Source organism: Acidiphilium sp. MT5, assembly GCF_054767495.1.
In genome coordinates, this window is sequence record NZ_BAABMR010000015.1 from 1 (window position 1) to 16,574 (window position 16,574).

General features: G+C 60.4%; 15 protein-coding genes. 10 read left to right on the forward strand and 5 right to left on the reverse strand.

Annotation, left to right across the window (positions count from 1 at the left end):
* Positions 1-97 (forward strand): IS3 family transposase (locus ACYUCQ_RS14570; protein ID WP_460255340.1); only part of this gene is annotated, 97 nt, incomplete at its 5' end.
* Between the two features lie 27 nt (positions 98-124).
* On the opposite strand, the gene ACYUCQ_RS14575 is transcribed toward ACYUCQ_RS14570, so the two are convergent.
* A complete protein-coding gene (locus ACYUCQ_RS14575) occupies positions 125-283 on the reverse strand; it encodes a hypothetical protein (protein ID WP_460255282.1) in 159 nt (52 codons plus the stop codon).
* A gap of 340 nt (positions 284-623) precedes the next feature.
* Between ACYUCQ_RS14575 and ACYUCQ_RS14580 the strand changes: the two genes are divergently transcribed.
* The 9 genes from ACYUCQ_RS14580 (at position 624) to ACYUCQ_RS14620 (ending at position 13,179) form a co-directional block, all read left to right on the forward strand.
* Positions 624-2,354 carry a TonB-dependent receptor domain-containing protein gene (locus tag ACYUCQ_RS14580; RefSeq protein WP_460255283.1) on the forward strand — a complete coding sequence of 577 codons (1,731 nt, stop codon included), beginning with the start codon at positions 624-626 and terminating at the stop codon, positions 2,352-2,354.
* Between the two features lie 278 nt (positions 2,355-2,632).
* On the forward strand, positions 2,633-5,446 hold the full coding sequence (locus tag ACYUCQ_RS14585) for an adenylate/guanylate cyclase domain-containing protein (protein WP_460255284.1): 2,814 nt from the start codon (positions 2,633-2,635) through the stop codon (positions 5,444-5,446).
* Positions 5,447-5,598: 152 nt separating this feature from the next.
* Positions 5,599-6,390 (forward strand): nucleoside phosphorylase, encoded by a 792-nt coding sequence (locus tag ACYUCQ_RS14590; protein WP_460255285.1) that lies wholly within the window; start codon positions 5,599-5,601, stop codon positions 6,388-6,390.
* Between the two features lie 178 nt (positions 6,391-6,568).
* Complete coding sequence (locus ACYUCQ_RS14595; RefSeq protein ID WP_460255286.1) at positions 6,569-8,689, forward strand: FAD-dependent oxidoreductase; 2,121 nt, start codon at positions 6,569-6,571, stop codon at positions 8,687-8,689.
* A 67-nt stretch (positions 8,690-8,756) separates the two neighbouring features.
* The gene (locus tag ACYUCQ_RS14600) at positions 8,757-9,356 is read left to right on the forward strand and encodes a hypothetical protein (RefSeq protein ID WP_460255287.1); all 600 of its coding nucleotides are present in this window, start codon (positions 8,757-8,759) and stop codon (positions 9,354-9,356) included.
* Positions 9,349-10,080, forward strand: a complete 732-nt coding sequence (locus ACYUCQ_RS14605) for a TIGR04282 family arsenosugar biosynthesis glycosyltransferase (protein ID WP_460255288.1) — start codon at positions 9,349-9,351, stop codon at positions 10,078-10,080. The genes ACYUCQ_RS14600 and ACYUCQ_RS14605 overlap by 8 nt, the downstream gene beginning before the upstream one ends.
* Positions 10,077-11,435: a hypothetical protein gene (locus ACYUCQ_RS14610; protein WP_460255289.1), complete on the forward strand. Its 1,359-nt coding sequence runs from the start codon at positions 10,077-10,079 to the stop codon at positions 11,433-11,435. Before ACYUCQ_RS14605 ends, ACYUCQ_RS14610 begins: the two co-directional genes overlap by 4 nt.
* Entirely contained in the window at positions 11,432-12,481 is a 1,050-nt protein-coding gene (locus ACYUCQ_RS14615) for a radical SAM protein (RefSeq protein ID WP_460255290.1), read from the forward strand. The genes ACYUCQ_RS14610 and ACYUCQ_RS14615 overlap by 4 nt, the downstream gene beginning before the upstream one ends.
* Positions 12,478-13,179 (forward strand): glycosyltransferase family 2 protein, encoded by a 702-nt coding sequence (locus ACYUCQ_RS14620; RefSeq protein WP_460255291.1) that lies wholly within the window; start codon positions 12,478-12,480, stop codon positions 13,177-13,179. The genes ACYUCQ_RS14615 and ACYUCQ_RS14620 overlap by 4 nt, the downstream gene beginning before the upstream one ends.
* A 58-nt stretch (positions 13,180-13,237) precedes the next feature.
* On the opposite strand, the gene ACYUCQ_RS14625 is transcribed toward ACYUCQ_RS14620, so the two are convergent.
* From ACYUCQ_RS14625 to ACYUCQ_RS14640, 4 genes are all read right to left on the reverse strand, one after another.
* A complete protein-coding gene (locus ACYUCQ_RS14625) occupies positions 13,238-13,882 on the reverse strand; it encodes a hypothetical protein (RefSeq protein WP_460255292.1) in 645 nt (214 codons plus the stop codon).
* A gap of 82 nt (positions 13,883-13,964) precedes the next feature.
* The gene (locus ACYUCQ_RS14630; RefSeq protein WP_460255293.1) at positions 13,965-14,324 is read right to left on the reverse strand and encodes a DsrE family protein; all 360 of its coding nucleotides are present in this window, start codon (positions 14,322-14,324) and stop codon (positions 13,965-13,967) included.
* A 4-nt stretch (positions 14,325-14,328) separates the two neighbouring features.
* Entirely contained in the window at positions 14,329-14,568 is a 240-nt protein-coding gene (locus ACYUCQ_RS14635) for a sulfurtransferase TusA family protein (protein WP_460255294.1), read from the reverse strand.
* Complete coding sequence (locus tag ACYUCQ_RS14640; protein ID WP_460255295.1) at positions 14,565-16,517, reverse strand: PqqD family peptide modification chaperone; 1,953 nt, start codon at positions 16,515-16,517, stop codon at positions 14,565-14,567. The genes ACYUCQ_RS14635 and ACYUCQ_RS14640 overlap by 4 nt, the downstream gene beginning before the upstream one ends.
* Between the last annotated feature and the right edge of the window lie 57 nt (positions 16,518-16,574).

Below are 16,574 nucleotides of genomic sequence, written 5' to 3' on the forward strand. Positions count from 1 at the left end.
CGACTATATCGAGCGGTTCTACAATCCACGACGCCGCCACTCGACGATCGGATATCTCAGTCCTATGGAATTCGAACGAATGGCAGATTCGGCTTAGGATGGTGTCCATCAAACCGGCAGCAGCTCAGACGAAGCTTTTCAAACCCGTCGGCATCACTTGGACGCCGAAGCCTTTAAGCTCGCGATCCCACACGAAGCGCTCCCGAACCTTGACCCCAACTCTGGAAGGTTTCGGAGCGGTGAGCGCGTCGACAAAACGCTTTGTCAGTTTTTCTCCAGTCATATCAATTACCTACAGGAAATTTGCTTAGAAGTCGCCCACTCTACCTCCTTCCAGAGCTGATTCCAAGCATTTTGAAAAAAGTCGGAGGATATTTTTGGATATCGACGGCAGAGTGCTTAATAATGAACATATTGAAAAATAATAATTAATAGTGGGATAGAAGAGCGTCGGATACTCTAGCGCATTCCTTTCGGCCACTTTGCCAAGGTTGGGGTCGTGGGTTCGAATCCCATCGCCCGCTCCAGATTTTATCAAGGAAATCAGTGGGTTAGAACGGTCCTTTGGGGCTGTTTTTTGCTTCCCTGCCCATCGGGTCGATGCCGGGGAATCATCGGCGATCATGCTGCTGAATAACAACTACTCTTATCTGTTCAAGGCAAAACGGAATTTCGACGGTGGCAGTTTCAGCATCGGCGGTTATGCGGCGCGCAGTTCCGCGTATCGGCCGCTCGCCATCCCGCTGACGCCGATCCCCGGCGTCTCGATCAACGGTTTCGAGCAACTGGGTGCGCCGTACAGCGAGGCGACCACGGGCTATTATACGGCTCTCCCGGGTTCGGTGAACCGCAAGGTCGACCGCAACCAGATCGCACTCGCCTACGGCAAACTCACGCTCGATCTAAACGCAATCACGACGTTCCATAACTTGACCTATTTCGTGCGCGAATCTCGCCTGCATCTGACCCCGTTACACGATTATGCGCCTGGCAGCACCACCCTTGAGGAGACCAACTCCCCTTACAGCCGGTTGTTTGGCGATAAATTCTGGTTCAATCTCAAGCCAGCGTATCATGACATCGATGTCGGCGGCTTCGTGCAGGTGAATAAATATCATTCGCAGGAGGATCTCTGGAATCCAAATCTAGGATTTGCCGGCGCGCCGTTCCCGACGACTGCAGTCGGCTCAGCGTCGATACCCAACGGCCCATATTTCAGCGATACGTTCCGCCAGATCGATAGTGCAGCCTTCGTGCAGGATGCGATTAGCCCGCTTCCGAATCTCACCATTACGCCGGGCGTCCGTTTCATCAATTATTCGATTAATTTTACCCCGAATGAGTCCGTAACGTTTCCGGAGGCATATATACTCAATCCGGGCGGGGATCAGGCCGCGGTGAATTTTCCGCCGACAGCCGTAGGCAAGACGTTTTCACGCGTCGAGCCGTCGCTTGGCATTAATTGGCGGGTGCAGCCCTGGCTTGCGATCTATGGAAGCTATGCGCGGGCCTATCGCGAACCGGAAAACGGTGGCGGCGTCGGACCCTATGTCGCGATCGCAGCCTCCAATGTCGAGCTTGAACAGGGTGATGATTACCAGATCGGTGCCAAGCTGCATTGGGACCGGATTGGCATGGCGCGTGACATTTCGGCGGGTGCCAATCTTTATCATTTAGCATTTTCACACGAAACCCTGCCGACGGCACTGGCAAGTTTTGGCTCGCTCATCGCGTTCGGATCGTCGGTCTACAACGGTGCAAACATCTACGCTGATGGCTCTCCGGTCGCCAATTTGCACGTTTTTGCGAATGCGGCATTTACCCACGCATTTTTCAAGGATTTCACGAACGCCGCTGGAACGGTTCATGGGGTGCCTGTCTCTTATACGCCGAATATGACGTTTAATATTGGCGCATATTACAAGGTGTTTGTTGGATCGACGCTGATTGAACCGCGCGTTGTCTACCAATATGTCGGCGCGCAAAAAATGTATGATGATAGCCAGAACATTACCAGCAATCTCGGCATCGCGCCTTATGGGGTCATCAACCTGTCGGCCAAAGCCTACGTTCCGGTTGATGGATTGGAAGGGCATCTGAAGCTTCTAACACTGCAGGTCGAGATCGATAATCTGGTCGGCTTGCAATACAATCCTTTCGAGTATGTCTCCGCGGGCGGCCTGTATGGCAGCGGCGCAGGTGCGGGTGCATCAGTCGGCGCCGGTCAAGTTCTGGCATTACCGGCCCCCGGGCGTGCCATTTATGCCAGTATCGGGGCCAAGTTCTGCGTCATTCCGCACTTTGTGGTGGCAAACAGGGCAATCTGCGATAGGTTTCGAGCGTGGGATGATTGAAGCATTGTTAGGTTGACCGGATGAGGCGCGGTTTGACGCGATGCGATTGTTCAGGCGGCAAGGGTGGCGATATCATCGGTCCATAGCGAGAACGCGTTGACTCGACTGTAGCGGAATGATCGGACTGCGAGGCGATGTCATTTCGGGCGGAACATGCGTTGCGTCTTCTGCGCCCCTCATGTCGTCGCTGACCTCTCATTTTCGTTTGCCTCGCGAACGACGCGTCCGGTATGGTGGCGCGGGCATTATTTCATGCCGCCGCGCTGACTGGAAGCCTGATGGGTCATTTGATTGATATTAATGCGCGTGCGGACGCGCTTGACGTGTTCTTATTCACCGATATTGAAGGCTCCACCCAGCGCTGGGTGCGCTATCCGGATGCGATGGGGGCGGCGATGGCGCGGCATAACGCGCTGCTGCGCGAGGGGGTGGCGGCGGCGGGCGGTGCGGTATTCAAGACCACCGGCGATGGTGGCTGCGCGGTGTTTGCGGGGGTGCAGGCGGCGCTGACGGCGGCAGCCTTACTGCAGACGCGCTTGGGCGGAGAAAATTTTGCGGCGGTGGGCGGGTTAAAATTCCGCATTGGCGTGCATACCGGGCCGGCGGAATTTCGGGATGATGATTATTTTGGCCTGACTTTAGTGCGCACCGCGCGGATTATGGCGGCGGGGCATGGTGGGCAAATTCTGGTCTCGGCGGCGGTGGCGGGGGCGGGTGGCGTGCCAGAGCCTTATGCGCTGCAGAGCCTGGGGATGCATCGGCTGAAGGATCTGGGCCAAGGTGAAGAAATTTTCCAGCTTACTGGGCCGGGATTGGCGACAGGGTTTCCGCCGCTGCGGACGCTGAATGCCAGGCCGCATAATCTGCCCGAGCAGACGAGCACGCTGATTGGCCGGGAGGGCGCGCTTGCGGATGTGCGCGGCCTGCTGGCGCGGCACAGGCTGGTGACCGTGCTGGGCCCTGGCGGGATTGGCAAAACCCGACTCGCGCTGCAGAGCGCTGCAGAGGCGCTGGAGAACTATGCGGACGGGGTGTGGCTGGTGGAGCTGGCGGGGGTAAGCCAGGGCGAGCAGGTGGCGTCGAGTGCGGCGGCGGCGCTGAACATCACGCTCAGCGGCGGCGGGAATGCGGCGGAGCAATTTGCATCGGCGCTGCGCGGGGCCTCGATGCTGATTATTCTGGATAATTGCGAGCATTTGATTGAGGCGGCGGCGGCGCTGGCGGATGCGGTTTTGCGGCGCAATCCGGGTGTGACGATCCTGGCCACCAGCCGCAGCCCGCTGGGGGTGCCGGGCGAGCAAAGTTTTGCTCTGCCCACCCTCGCGGTGCCGGAACCGGACGCGATTGCGGGGATGACGGTTGCGGATGCTGCGACCTATGCCGGTATCGAATTATTCGTGGCGCGCGCCAATTTGGTGCAGCCGGGCTTTGCGCTGGCGGCGGATAATGCGGCGGATATTGCCGCGATTTGCCAGCGACTGGACGGGATTGCCTTGGCGATTGAGTTGGCGGCGGCGCGTATTCGGATGATGCGGCCAAAGGATTTGCTGGCGCGGCTGAATGATCGGTTCCGGCTGCTGACGGGTGGGGCGCGCACCCATTTGCCGCGACAGCAGACGTTGCGGGCGCTGATTGATTGGAGTTTTGCGCTGCTGAGCGAGCAGGAGCGAATTGCGTTCCGGCGGCTGGGGGTGTTTGCGGGCAGTTTTGACCTTTCCGCCGCGGAGGCGGTGCTGGCGGGGCGCGAAATTGAGGCGCTGGAAGTGCTGGATTTGGTGGCGAGCCTGCTGGATAAATCGCTGGTGACGCGGCTGCCGGCGGCGGGCGAAGAACCGCGCTACCGGCTGTTGGACAGCATGCGGGCTTATGCGCTGGAAGCCTTGGCGCAGGCGGGCGAGACAGCTTCTTTGCAGCGGGCCCATGCTGAGCATATGGTCACATTGTTTGGTGCGGCGCGGGATTGTGCTCCGGATACCGACGCGCTGATTTGGCGGGCTTCGGTGGAGCCAGAGATTGAGAATTTGCTGGCGGCGCTGGAGTGGGCGTTTAGCGATGCGGGGGATGACGCGATTGCGATTGCCCTCGCGGCGCGCTTGGGGCCGCTACGGGTGCAGGCTTTGCTCGCGACCCCCACTTTTCTCACTTTTGCGCGAGAAGCGATTACCAAGCTGACGCCGGACACGCCGACCAAAGATGCGGCCCGGCTCTGGAGTGCTCTGTCAGGCGATCAATCTGCGGGTGCGCGGGCGCAGGCGAGCGCGTCTGAGACAGAGCGGACTTTGTATGAGACGCTGCAAGACAGCACTTTGGCCGGGTCGGCAGCGGCCACGACTGCATTTTTGCTCCTCCGCGCGGGGGATGAGGCTGGGGCGCGGCGCTCTGCCGAAGCGGCGCGCGCGATGTTGCCGACCATGAAGCCAAACCTGATCAAAGCGGGGATGCTGGACGATCTCGCGCGGTATCAACATCTCGCGAGTTCGGACGCGGCGGCGATGGAAGTGGCTCGCCGGGATTATGCGGCTTCTTTGGCGATTCATGAAAAATTCAACGACCAGAACGGGGTGCTCAATGTCTCCGTCAACCTCGCTGAACTCCAGGCCAGTCTTGGCAATTATGGTGATGCGATCGCGAGCGCAAAGCGCAACGTTTCTCTGAGCCGCACCGGGCGCAACTGGGGGATTCTCACCAACAGCCTTTTGAACCTGACCAGCTATGCGCTGCTGGTGGGAGATGATGCGGCGGCTTCGCAGGCAGCGCGGGAGGCGGTGCCCTTGGTCATCGAGATGGAGGATCACCTGATCGGCGCGTGCTTCACCGGCAGCTTGGCGCTGCTGGCGGCACGGGCGGGCGCGCTGGCGGGCGCGGCACAACTCGCCGGACACACCGCGCATTTTTACGCCGCGCATCAACAGACCATGGACCCCACTGAGCAGCGGGTGTGGGATGCGCTGATGGCACAGTTCGAAGCGGCGGCGGTGGCGGGCACGCTGCCCGCGGAAACTCGCGCCGCGCTGATGGCGCAAGGGGCCACCTTGTCGCTCCACGAGGCGCTGGACCTCACGCTCAATCAAGCGAGGCGAGACGCTGACTAAGGCGGTGCTTGGCTTGGTAAATTATTGGAGTTAACGTGTCGTTATTACGGCAACGAATTTGCCACAGCTTGGATCGCCGCATAAGATGGCGCATGGTATCGCCACTGACCTGCCATGCTGTGCGTTTCATTTTCCAGAGATAGAGATTGGCCATGGACTTAGAGAAACTCCCGCTTTTGCACGGCAAGAATTATTCGGCGCCCTCAATATTTCAACCGGAAAACCTGCTGCGCGAAGCAAGGCGGCAGAAAAATCTCGACGCCGGGCCGATCCCTGAGATTTGTGTGCTTGATCCTGATGGTGATTTGGTGCGCGCGCTGCGTGCTGCCAACCGTCTGGTGCGCTGCCCGTACTGGGCTTGTTATCATACCGATATGTTCACCTTCACCCATGAGGGCGTCACTTTTGGCATTGTCGGCTGCGCGGTTGGCAGCGCTTTTGCCGTGCTCGTGGCTGAACAAGCCTTTGTCTCAGGATGCCGCCTGTTAATCAGCCTAACCTCGGCGGGACAGATCATCGCACGCGGTCCTGCCCCTTATTTTGTGCTGATCGATCAGGCGCTGCGCGATGAGGGCACGAGCTATCATTATCTGCCGGCAGCGCCCTTTGTGGCGGCGAACCCGGCCCTGACCGGACCCGCGATGGCCGCGTTGGATGCAGCGGGATTGTCGGTATATCGAGGGGCGAGTTGGACCACCGATGCTCCATTCCGCGAAACCGAGGCGGCGGTCAACGCCGCGCGCGCGGCGGGGATTCTGGCCGTTGAGATGGAAGCCGCCGCTCTTTACGCGTTCGCCGAGGCGCGCGACAAGGCGGTGTTATGTTTCGCCCATGTTACCAACCAGATGGCCCAGATTGAGGGTGATTTCGAAAAAGGCGAGGGCAACGGCGCGCATGACGCGCTGGCGCTGCTCACCGTGACCGCACGCGCCTTAACGGGTTGATCCGTCTAGGTCATGGCGTGATGGCGCGCCGCTGATGTGACTATGCCTTTGCGGTATCGTTTTGATACCTCGACGCAGGCATCCTGACCGGTCATCATCGTCTTTATGAAGGCGATGAGCATGATCGGAGTGGGGCGTGATCCAGAGCTTTGGCGGTAAGCACAGAGTTGTTGACTTGATGCGCGCGTTCGAGCGCGGGCGTGCTGTGCTCCGGTTCACGCAATCGATCATCGCGCCGTTTTTTGACCTGACGGTTCGTCTTTGGCTCGCCCAACTGGTTTGGCTGCCGGCGGCGGCGCGCTCGTTCAGCGATGCGCCGATGGGCGCGTCGATGGGTGGGTCGCTGGGTGGGTCGATGAGTGCCTTTCCGATGTTGCGGATGAACGCGCATCCTACGGTGACGATTGTTGAGATTCTCGGCCCGCCGCTCCTGGCCATGGGGCTTGGCACCCGGATTGTTGCGCTGCCAATGGCTCTCGTCATCATCCAGGCTTTGCAGGCGCATGGTGTGCCACCCTTGGCTCAGCTTGATCTGGCTCTGCTGTTCGGATGGTATCTGATTGTCGGCGCTGGGCCGTTATCGCTTGATCGGGCATTGGCGCGCGGGATTTTTGACACGGCGTTGCCTTTTGCGGCCCTTGTCGGCCGGGTGTTGGGTGGGCTGAAATCGATTGGCACGCCAATCATGCTGCTGGCGGTGCGTTTGACCCTCGCTGCACGTGTGGTGACCGAGTTTGGGACGGCGGGGAGCATGGCATGGGCGTTGGTTCTGGCGCTCGGTCTGCTCACCCGCGTGGCGGCCTTGCCGCTGCTGGGTGTTGCCGCGATGACGATGATGGTGGACCCTTCGGCGGTGCAATTGGCACGAACCCTGTTGGTGGTGGTGATCGCGGTTTATGGTCCTGGCCGCCTTTCGGTGGATGGGGTGATCATGGATCGGCTGCTGCCGCACCTGCAGCGCCGATGGTCTGGTGCCGTGCGCAGCGTCACAGCGCAGCATCGGGTCGTGATCATCGGGGGCGGGTTTGGCGGCATCGCAGCGGCGAAGTCACTCCGCACTTGCGATTGTGCGGTGACCCTGATTGACCAGCATAATTATCATTTGTTCCAACCGCTGCTCTACCAGGTCGCAACGGGGGGCCTCTCGCCGTCTGACATCGCCGTGCCGATCCGTGGCCTGTTTCGCGATCAGGCGAATGCCCGAATTTTATTTGGTCGGGTTGAGGCCGTCGATCCTTTGACGAAGAGGGTGCGCACGGCGGATGGCGATTCGATTGGCTATGACACGCTCGTTATCGCCACCGGTGCGAAGCACGCCTATTTCGGTCATGATGCTTGGGAACCTTATGCGCCGGGGCTGAAGACGATTGACGATGCCACCGATGTGCGCCGTCGCATTCTCCTGGCCTTCGAGCGGGCCGAGAATGCGCAGGACGCGGATGAGCGCGAGGCGTTGCTCACCTTTGCAATTATTGGCGGTGGGCCAACGGGGGTTGAGCTGGCCGGTGCCATCGCTGAGTTAGCGCGCCATGGGCTTGCGCAGGAGTTCCGCGCGATCGATCCGGCGCAGGCCAGGGTGATTTTGTTTCAGGCGGGCGATCGCGTTTTGCCGACCCTGCCGGAATCGCTGTCGGCGGCTGCGGCGCAAGCGCTTAAAGCCGCCGGTGTCGAAGTGCGGACGGATGCCATGGTCGGCGCGGTGGATCGCGATGGGCTTCTGGTTGGTGATCAGCGCATTGCGTGCCGCACCACGTTCTGGGCGGCTGGTGTTGCCGCGTCGCCAGCGGCGGCTTGGCTCGGCGCTGCGGCGGACCGGGCGGGCCGGCTGGTGGTTGGGCCGGATTTATCGGTGCCTGACCAGCCCGAGATTTTTGCGATTGGTGACACGGCGCTTGCCCATGGATGGGAGGGCAAGCCGGTGCCAGGTCTGGCGCCGGCGGCAAAGCAGGGCGGGCATTATGTGGCGGCGGTGATCCGCGCGCGGCTGGAAGGCAAGGCGCCGCCGCCTGCGTTCCGGTATCGGCACGCGGGCAGCCTTGCCACCATCGGGCGCCGTGCGGCGGTGGTGGATTTTGGCTGGATCAAGCTTTCGGGGCCGCTGGCCTGGTGGCTCTGGGGTGGAATTCATGTCCTGTTTCTGGCGGGCGCGAGGAACCGGCTGAGTGTGATGATCGAGTGGTTCTGGGCTTACCTGACGTTGGGGCGTGGCACCCGGCTGATTACGGGTGATCGCAACACCCTGCTCCGCACCGAGGATCATACCCTGTCCGCCGCGCCAGCGTTGGTGCGCGATGGCTAACGAATAGCTCTAGATTAATCCCCTCAAACGCCTTATCCCGTAACAGTCGATATGCAGAGGATTTACCATGCGCCCGAATCCTATAAGTGATGTCTTTAGCTTTCTGACCAAGCCAAGCGTGTTTACGCTGATTTACTGGTTGCTGCTGATCGCAGCGATTGGCATCGCTGTGATGGTTTGGCGACGCGACCCGGCGCAGCGCACCGGTCATGCGTTGGGCATTCTGATCCTACGGTTTTTCACCGGCACAATGTGGTGGCAGCAATCGCTATGGAAAATTCCACCCCAAGAGGGCGGGTTGATCTATTGGATGAAGCAGGAGGTGGCGCATGCCGCCGTGCCGCTGCAATCATTGTTGATCAAGGATTTGGTGCTGCCCAATATCGGCTTCTTCGGTCCGGTGGTTTATGGTTTCGAAGTGGCGATTGGGGTCTCGTTGATGCTGGGGATTTTCTCGCGGTTTGGCGCGTTGCTCGGCATTTTGATGGGGGTGAATTTATGGTTGGGTGAATACTCCACGCCGGGTGAATGGCCTTGGACCTATTTCTTTTTGCTGATCATCATGGCGTTGTTTTGGCTCGACCCGCCGGGTCGCGTGTTGGGGGCTGACGCGCTGAATGCGAACCCATCGCGGTCGGCGCAATTGAGGCGTTTGTTTCTTGCTTGATGGCGCGACGCACCAGGATCAGCGACTGGCCTTTGCCGTCATGGCCAAGGCACCGCAGCTCGGGCGGGTCAAGACCCGGCTGGTTCCGCCATTAACCCAAGAGCAGGCGACGCAGCTTGGCGAAAGCTTTTTAGTGGACAGCATCGCTGTGGTGCGGGCGGTCGCGAACCGGGTGCCGGTTCAGCCTTACATTGCTTATATGCCGGTGGGCAGTGAGGCGCTGATGCGCACGATTGTTGGCGATGATGTTGATTTCGTGTTGGCGGATGGCGCTTTGATCGACGATCCTGGCGTGACCGGGATTGGCCGCAGCCTGCTGCACGCGACCCGCAGCCTGCTTAGCCAGGGCCATCCGGGGGTTTGCCTGATTAGCGCGGACAGCCCCTCGCTGCCGGCGGCGGTGCTGGCTGAAGCGGCGGCGCTGCTGGCCCGCCCCGGTGATCGTTTGGTGCTGGGGCCTGCCGAGGATGGTGGCTATTATTTGATCGGCTTGAAGGCAGCGCATGCGGCGATTTTTCGGGATATTCATTGGAGCACTGAAATCGTTGCGGCGGAAACGCGCGCCCGTGCGGCCGCGATCGGGCTTGAGTGCGCCATGCTGCCGCCCTGGTATGATATTGATGATCAAGCCGCGTTGACGCGACTCTCCGTGGCGCTTGCAACAGGCGCTGAGGTTGCGCCGTGCAGCGCCCTGGTTCTGCAGCGCTTTGGGCTGGCGGCATGAACCTTGCCGCCCGGGGGGCGCCAACTGGTTTTTCACTGATCATGCTAACCCTGATTGGCGTCATGCTGATCGGCCTCGATGTCATTGCCGCATCGCTCCATATTCCCGGCCAGCTTGGTATCGGCTCTAACGGGCTGTTGCGCGATTTTGTGATGCTGATGGCCGCCGAGGGCATTTTATATGGGATCGCGGTGTGGCTGGTGTGCCGCGTTGCGTTGCCGCGGCGCAGCCTGTTGGTGATTATTGGTCTTGCGCTCACGATGCGTGCGGTGGTGCTGGCGACACCGTCATTTCTCTCCACCGATATTCATCGTTATGTCTGGGACGGGATGGTGCAGGATGCGGGGATCAACCCGTATCGCTACAAGCCTGACGCGCCGCAGCTCGCTTTTTTGCGGACCCCAGCGATTTATCCGGGGATCAATCGCAAACATACCGCCCGCACCATCTATCCGCCGGTGGCCGAGGCGATTTTTGCGCTGGTGGCGCGGATCAATCCGTCGATTTTGGCGATGCGTTTGGCGATGACGGGTTTTGACTTGGTGGCGATGCTGGCCCTCCTCGCTTTGCTGCGCATGGCGCGCCGGCCATTGAGCTGGATTCTGATTTACGCTTGGCATCCTTTGTTGATTTGGGAGATCGCTGGTAACGGCCATGTCGATGCCATTGTGGTGGCTTTCGTGGCAATGGCTCTGCTTGCGGCGGCGCATCGGCGATCGGGCTGGGCGGCGGCGGCGCTCACCGGTGCGGTGCTCGCGAAGTTTTTGCCACTCGCGATCATGCCGTCTTTATGGCGACCGAAGGTTTGGCGGTTTCCGGTTATTATGCTCGGGCTGATCGTTCTATTCTACGCGCCCTATGCCGATATTGGCATGCATGTGCTCGGCTTCCTGCCTGGCTACGTGCATCAGGAGGGGATTGCCGATGGTATTGGTATTTTCTGGTTGCTGCCGCTGAAGAAGCTGATGGCGCTGCCACCGATTATGGGGAAGCTGTATCTCGGCTTTGCGGCGATTGGGTTGCTTTGGTTGGGGTTGCGTGTGTGGCTCTCGCCGCCGCCGGTTGATCAAGCGGAACGGGCGCGGCGCTTGGCGGTTGATGCTGGTTTTTTAGCGACGGCGCTGACGCTGGTGATGACGCCGCATTATCCGTGGTATTTTATCTGGCTGGTGGTGCCGTTATGTATTACCCCGACAATCGCTGGTCTATACCTGACGGCGAGTGCCTTCTTGCTCTATCTTGACCCGGTGCATAGTAAACTCATCTGGCCGGCGTTGGTGTTTTTGCCGACCTTGATTCTGGGATACCGACTGCGCTTGCGAAACCCTTTGACGCGACAGATTGAGGCCCCATGACCGGATTTACCGCCAGCCCGCAGCGCTATTTCGAGAATGTGGCGATCGAGCGCCAGCCGATTGCCGAAGCGCCGCCGGTTTGCCTGTATCTTGAAGTGACCAATCGCTGCAATCTGCTGTGCGAGACTTGCCCGCGAACCTTTGAGGCGCTGGAGCCGCCGGCGGATATGGATATGGCGCTGTTCCGGCGCATTGTTGATCAGGTGCCGAGCCTGCAACGGGCGGTGCTGCATGGTGTGGGTGAGCCGATGCTGGTTGACGCGTTGCCGGAGATGATCAGCTATCTCAAGGCGCGCGGGGTTTATGTGTTGTTTAATACTAACGGCACGATCCTGACCAAGCGCCATGCCAAGGCATTGACCGCGACCGGGCTTGATGAGTTGCGGGTTTCGCTGGATGCGGCCGATGCGGCTGATTTTAAGAAGGTGCGCGGGCGGGATTATTTTGATCGGATCGTTCGTAATTTGCGCAGCTTCGTCGCGTATCAAGCGGAGACGGGCCACGCCACGCCGCAATTGTCACTCTGGCTAACGGGTTTGCAAGAGACGATTGCGGCGTTGCCGCGCTTTGTGGCGTTGGCCGCCGATATTGGAATCCCAACGGTGTATTTGCAGCGTTTGGTTTTTGATGACACCGGACGGGGGTTGGCGCGGGCGGATGAGGCGTTGTTTGATCGGGCGCGTGAGAGCGATGAAGCGGCCATTGCGGCGGCGATGGCACTGGCCGAGCAGCGCGGGGTTCGGCTTGACGCGTCGGGGGCGGTTGAGCCGGGCTTGAGTTTGCAGCGTGGTGCAGGGGAAAATCCGTGGTCGCTCTGCCGCCGCCCTTGGTCGTTGATGTATTTTACCGCCCATGGCCGCGCTTTGCCCTGCTGCATCGCGCCGTTTTCGGCGCGTGGCTATGAAAATTACACGCTTGGCGATGCCAAGACCCAGAGCTTGGCGGAGATTTTCAACGGCCCGGCCTATCAGCAATTTCGGGCTTCGTTGCTTGGTGATGCGCCGCCGGCACCCTGCCGGAATTGCGGCTTACGCTGGAGCCTATGAAAGCTGACCCGCGGATCGCGGTGGTGATTCCAACGTTGAATGAAGCTTCTGCCATCACCGGGGTGATTGGCGAATTGCCGCGCGCGATGGTTCGCGAGATTATTGTGGCGGATGGCGGCAGTGTTGATGATACCTGCGCCAAAGCCCGTGCGGCGGGGGCGCTGGTGCTGGATGCCGGGCGCGGCTATGGCCGGGCCTGCGCGCTGGGGGCGGCTGCGGCTGATCCGGCGTGTGATGTTATTGTGTTTCTGGATGGCGATGGCGCAGACCGGGGCGATTTGCTCGGTGAATTGACCGCGCCGATCATGGCGGGCACCCATGATTTTGTCCTCGCCTCGCGCACCAAGGGGGAGCGCGAGCCAGGGGCGATGCTTTGGCACCAATTGCTCGCCGGACGGATGGCGGGGTGGGTGATGGGTGCGCGCTACGGGGTGGTTTATTCTGATATGTGCGCCTTTCGCGCCATTCGGCGCGATGCGCTGAACCGGCTTGGTCTTACCGAAATGGGCTATGGCTGGAACATCGAAATGCAGTTACGCGCGGCGGCGTTGGGGCTGCGGATTCTTGAACGCCCCTTGCCCTATCGCCGCCGCGCCGGTGGCACCTCCAAAGTGGCCGGCTCGTTGAGCGGCACGATCCGCGCCATTGTTGCGATCCTGCGCACAGTTGCGCGGGTGTTAACGCGGCCCGCCCCCTAAATTTTGCGCCGCTCCATTTTCGTTTCTACTTCGGAACGATATGGCCGCAATTTCACTCCTAGCGCTCGAAATTGATTTTTGCGCGGGCGGGTGGCGCGTAGATATGGCCGGGAAGCGTCGGGCGTGGCGGAGCGGGAGGGTATTTTGCCAGCATGTAGTCGTAAAATGACGGCTCCGGTTTTTCGCTCCGCCGCGCTGGTTTGCGATGTGGTTTGGGGCGAGGTGGGCGCGGTTTGCGCGGTAATTTGAGGTAAGCGGGGAGCGGAATCGCGAGCATGTGGCACATCGGGCGTAGCACGCGACCGATGCGGGGATTTGCGGTGTGGAGGAGCGACAAGTCTGGGTCTTCGAGGAAGCGGATCAGATGGCCGCGCACATAGGGGATGTGATGGCCGGGGAAGGTTTGCAGCAGCCAGCCTTTTTGCCCCGGAATTTCGCGCCTTTTGGCCGTGCCGGGCTGTGACGCTGGCTCCGGCGCGGTTTGAGATTTCGCCCCGGGTTTCCGTTTGCGGATGGGGCGGGGATTGCAGGAAAGAGAACGGAAACGGAGCGAAAGAGCGGAAATACGGTGCCAGACGGCCCACTTGAGCGAAAGATTAAAGCGGGCGTAGTCGGGGGCGCCGAGGGTTTTGCGGAGCATGTGCGCGATCGCGGTGAAGCGGTCGGCGAGAATTTGCCCGAGAGGGTTAGTGACCTGCTCCATTTCGCTAACATGGCATAACAGGGGGTGGGTGTGAAAGGGGAAAATGGGTGAATCGGTTGATTCACCCTAAACCCCTGTTGATTTAATAGCTGATGCTGGCGGCGCCTTGGGCCAGGGCTTCGATCAGGGTGGCGCCGCCGACCAGTTTGGCGCCCTCGATCAGGTCGCTTTCGGCGTATTTGCGTTTTTTGAAGCAGGGTGTGCAGACCCACATGGTTCCGCCGTTATCGAGGAAGCCGGACATGAGTTCCGGCATGGGCGGGAATCCTTCCTCGTTCATATCATCGGTGTAGGATTTGACGCCGAGGCAGACGCCTTCGGTGCTGAGGAACACCACCACGTCTTGTCCGGAGACCAGGGCGGCGTTGGCGATGACCATGGCGACGGTGGCTTTGTCGGGATTGTCTTTTGCGCAGGTGATGCTGACGACGATTTTGGCCATAGAATTATCCCTTCTTGCGGATGTAGAAATGAGCCGGTTCGGAATGCTCGATGGCGAGCAAGATGTGGCCGGTGAGCCGGCACCATGCCGGAACATCGAGCAGATTGCCCGCGCTATAGGCGCAGACATCGAGAATGTCGCCGGGCTGCAGCGTTTTCATTTCCCGATGCATCATCATCAGGAGTTCGCCGCATTTGGTCTCGCCGGCATCGATCCGGCTGGTGGCGGCGATTGGGGTGCTCATGGGCCGTTGCCGCGACGGATGTAATAGCGTTCAAAGCCTGCGCCTTTGATGCGATCGAGCAATTCGTTGCCGCTCATTCGGCACCAGGAGCCTAAATCTTCGCGGGCGGCGGGATCATCGGTTTTGACTTCGAGAATTTGGCCATGATCGAGGGCGCGGACTTGTTTGGCCATGGGCAACAGCAGCTCGACGCAGGCGCGGCCAATGGCATCAAAGCTCACCGCTGCGCGATGCTCGGTGGCGGCTTCTGATGCTGCGGGCAGTGAGGTGCCTTCGGCGACATCGCTCTCGAGCACGCAGACGCAATGATAGGAGCCGACCTCGAAGGCGCGGTCGATCGCGCGGGTGTTGGGGTGCGCGCAGACCGCACCTTCGCCTTCCATGGCGTTGAAGAGTTGTGGTTTTTGATAACCGGCTGTTGGTACCGGGGTTGCGATTCCGGCCAATCCCAGCTCCCACAGCATATCGTGCGTGACATCCTTCAGGGTCTCGCAATAGGGTTCGGCGGCGCGCAGATCGCTGCGCCCTTGATTGGCGAGGCTTGCGAAATGCGACGAGCAGGGGGAGCCGCCGGCGCAGATGAATTTGAGGTGGCAGCTTGTGCAGTTTTCTTTGTTTTGCACCGAGGCGGCGCGGATTTCCTTGAGCATGGGCGCGTGGCGCCAGATATCTTCCAGCGATTGGTCGAGCACGCTGCCGCAGGCCATGCCGGGCGCGCCGGCGAGCCAGACGCAGGGATAGACCTGGCCATCGCTGAACACGGCGAGCGTATCCCAGCCGCAACTGCAAAGATCGGTCTTGCGACCGCGCTTGCCTTTGGTGCGCACGCGCAATGAGGCATCGTTATCGATGACGACGCCGATTTCATCGCCGACTTGACGGCAATCGCGCATGACTTTGGTGAGTTCGGCGGGGCTGACCAGTAATTCCAGCTTATGATCGATCGCGCGGCCAAACTCCTGCATGGCGAGGATATGATGGGCTTTGATGCCGAGGCTGCCGACGAAGCGGGTGGTGGCGGCGACGCCGTGCAGATTATGTTGGTTGACGGCGGTGGAGATGGTGACCTCGAACCCTTGTTCGACGGCGCGGCGGATGCCGGGGATGGTTTTGGCGAAGGTGCCTGCGCCGCGCACGCGGTCATGGGTTTCGGCGTCTGGGCCATCGAGGCTGATTTGAAACGAGATCCGCCCGCGACCGAGGCTGGCGCGCAGGCGCTCGATCATTTTGTCGCTGAAGAACATGCCGTTGGTGAGAACCACCAGATCATTTTCTGCGGTGATGTGGCTGATGATTTTGAAAATATCGCGCATCACGAATGGCTCGCCGCCGGCGATCAGGAATCGGCGCACGCCCAGATCGCGCGCGGAATCGACAAGGGCCAGGATTTCATCGGCGCGCATTTCGCGCGGCGGGATATAATCGCCGCTCGATACATAACAGTGGGTGCAGCGCAGATTGCAGTCATTTGTCACGAAAATGTAAAGATCGGCGAGGCGACCGAGATCAATCGCGCTATCACGCCCGCGATATTGCGGCTCCAGCGCGGGTGATTGCCGCACGAATTCGACCGCTTCCAGGGCGTCGAGGAAGGCGAGAGTATCGGTGAGCGCGACATCGCCGGGGATGTCGAAGCGGCGGGATAAAATATCGGCGATGTCGGCGGCATTGTTGGCGCCGGAGCAGGCGCGCAGGATGGCCGCCCCCGTGGCGTTGGTTGTGGCCCAATGCGGGCGCTGGCCATCAATGGCGAGGGTGACGCCGTTTTTGACCCGGTAGGTGAGGGGCGGGGCGTGATAGACGCGCTCGCTGCCGGGATGATCGGGCGGGACGGGCGCGAGGCCTTGTTTGTTGGGCGCGGGCGTGTCATTTCGATTGGAAAGTGCAACGCTCAGATCGCCTAACAGGCTTTGAATCTGCGCCAAGATTGCCGGGGCGTCTGCTGCCATCGAGCCTCCCTGCTGCGCAAGATGACCGCCGCCCGGCCATGAAAAATGCGCGCGATT

What these genes read in the sequence shown, in the direction of transcription:
- ACYUCQ_RS14575 (WP_460255282.1), bottom strand. Translation starts at nt 283, where the DNA reads ATGACTGGAGAAAAACTGACAAAGCGTTTTGTCGACGCGCTCACCGCT.
- ACYUCQ_RS14580 (WP_460255283.1), top strand. Translation starts at nt 624, where the DNA reads ATGCTGCTGAATAACAACTACTCTTATCTGTTCAAGGCAAAACGGAAT.
- ACYUCQ_RS14585 (WP_460255284.1), top strand. Translation starts at nt 2,633, where the DNA reads ATGGGTCATTTGATTGATATTAATGCGCGTGCGGACGCGCTTGACGTG.
- ACYUCQ_RS14590 (WP_460255285.1), top strand. Translation starts at nt 5,599, where the DNA reads ATGGACTTAGAGAAACTCCCGCTTTTGCACGGCAAGAATTATTCGGCG.
- ACYUCQ_RS14595 (WP_460255286.1), top strand. Translation starts at nt 6,569, where the DNA reads ATGCGCGCGTTCGAGCGCGGGCGTGCTGTGCTCCGGTTCACGCAATCG.
- ACYUCQ_RS14600 (WP_460255287.1), top strand. Translation starts at nt 8,757, where the DNA reads ATGCGCCCGAATCCTATAAGTGATGTCTTTAGCTTTCTGACCAAGCCA.
- ACYUCQ_RS14610 (WP_460255289.1), top strand. Translation starts at nt 10,077, where the DNA reads ATGAACCTTGCCGCCCGGGGGGCGCCAACTGGTTTTTCACTGATCATG.
- ACYUCQ_RS14615 (WP_460255290.1), top strand. Translation starts at nt 11,432, where the DNA reads ATGACCGGATTTACCGCCAGCCCGCAGCGCTATTTCGAGAATGTGGCG.
- ACYUCQ_RS14620 (WP_460255291.1), top strand. Translation starts at nt 12,478, where the DNA reads ATGAAAGCTGACCCGCGGATCGCGGTGGTGATTCCAACGTTGAATGAA.
- ACYUCQ_RS14625 (WP_460255292.1), bottom strand. Translation starts at nt 13,882, where the DNA reads ATGGAGCAGGTCACTAACCCTCTCGGGCAAATTCTCGCCGACCGCTTC.
- ACYUCQ_RS14630 (WP_460255293.1), bottom strand. Translation starts at nt 14,324, where the DNA reads ATGGCCAAAATCGTCGTCAGCATCACCTGCGCAAAAGACAATCCCGAC.
- ACYUCQ_RS14635 (WP_460255294.1), bottom strand. Translation starts at nt 14,568, where the DNA reads ATGAGCACCCCAATCGCCGCCACCAGCCGGATCGATGCCGGCGAGACC.
- ACYUCQ_RS14640 (WP_460255295.1), bottom strand. Translation starts at nt 16,517, where the DNA reads ATGGCAGCAGACGCCCCGGCAATCTTGGCGCAGATTCAAAGCCTGTTA.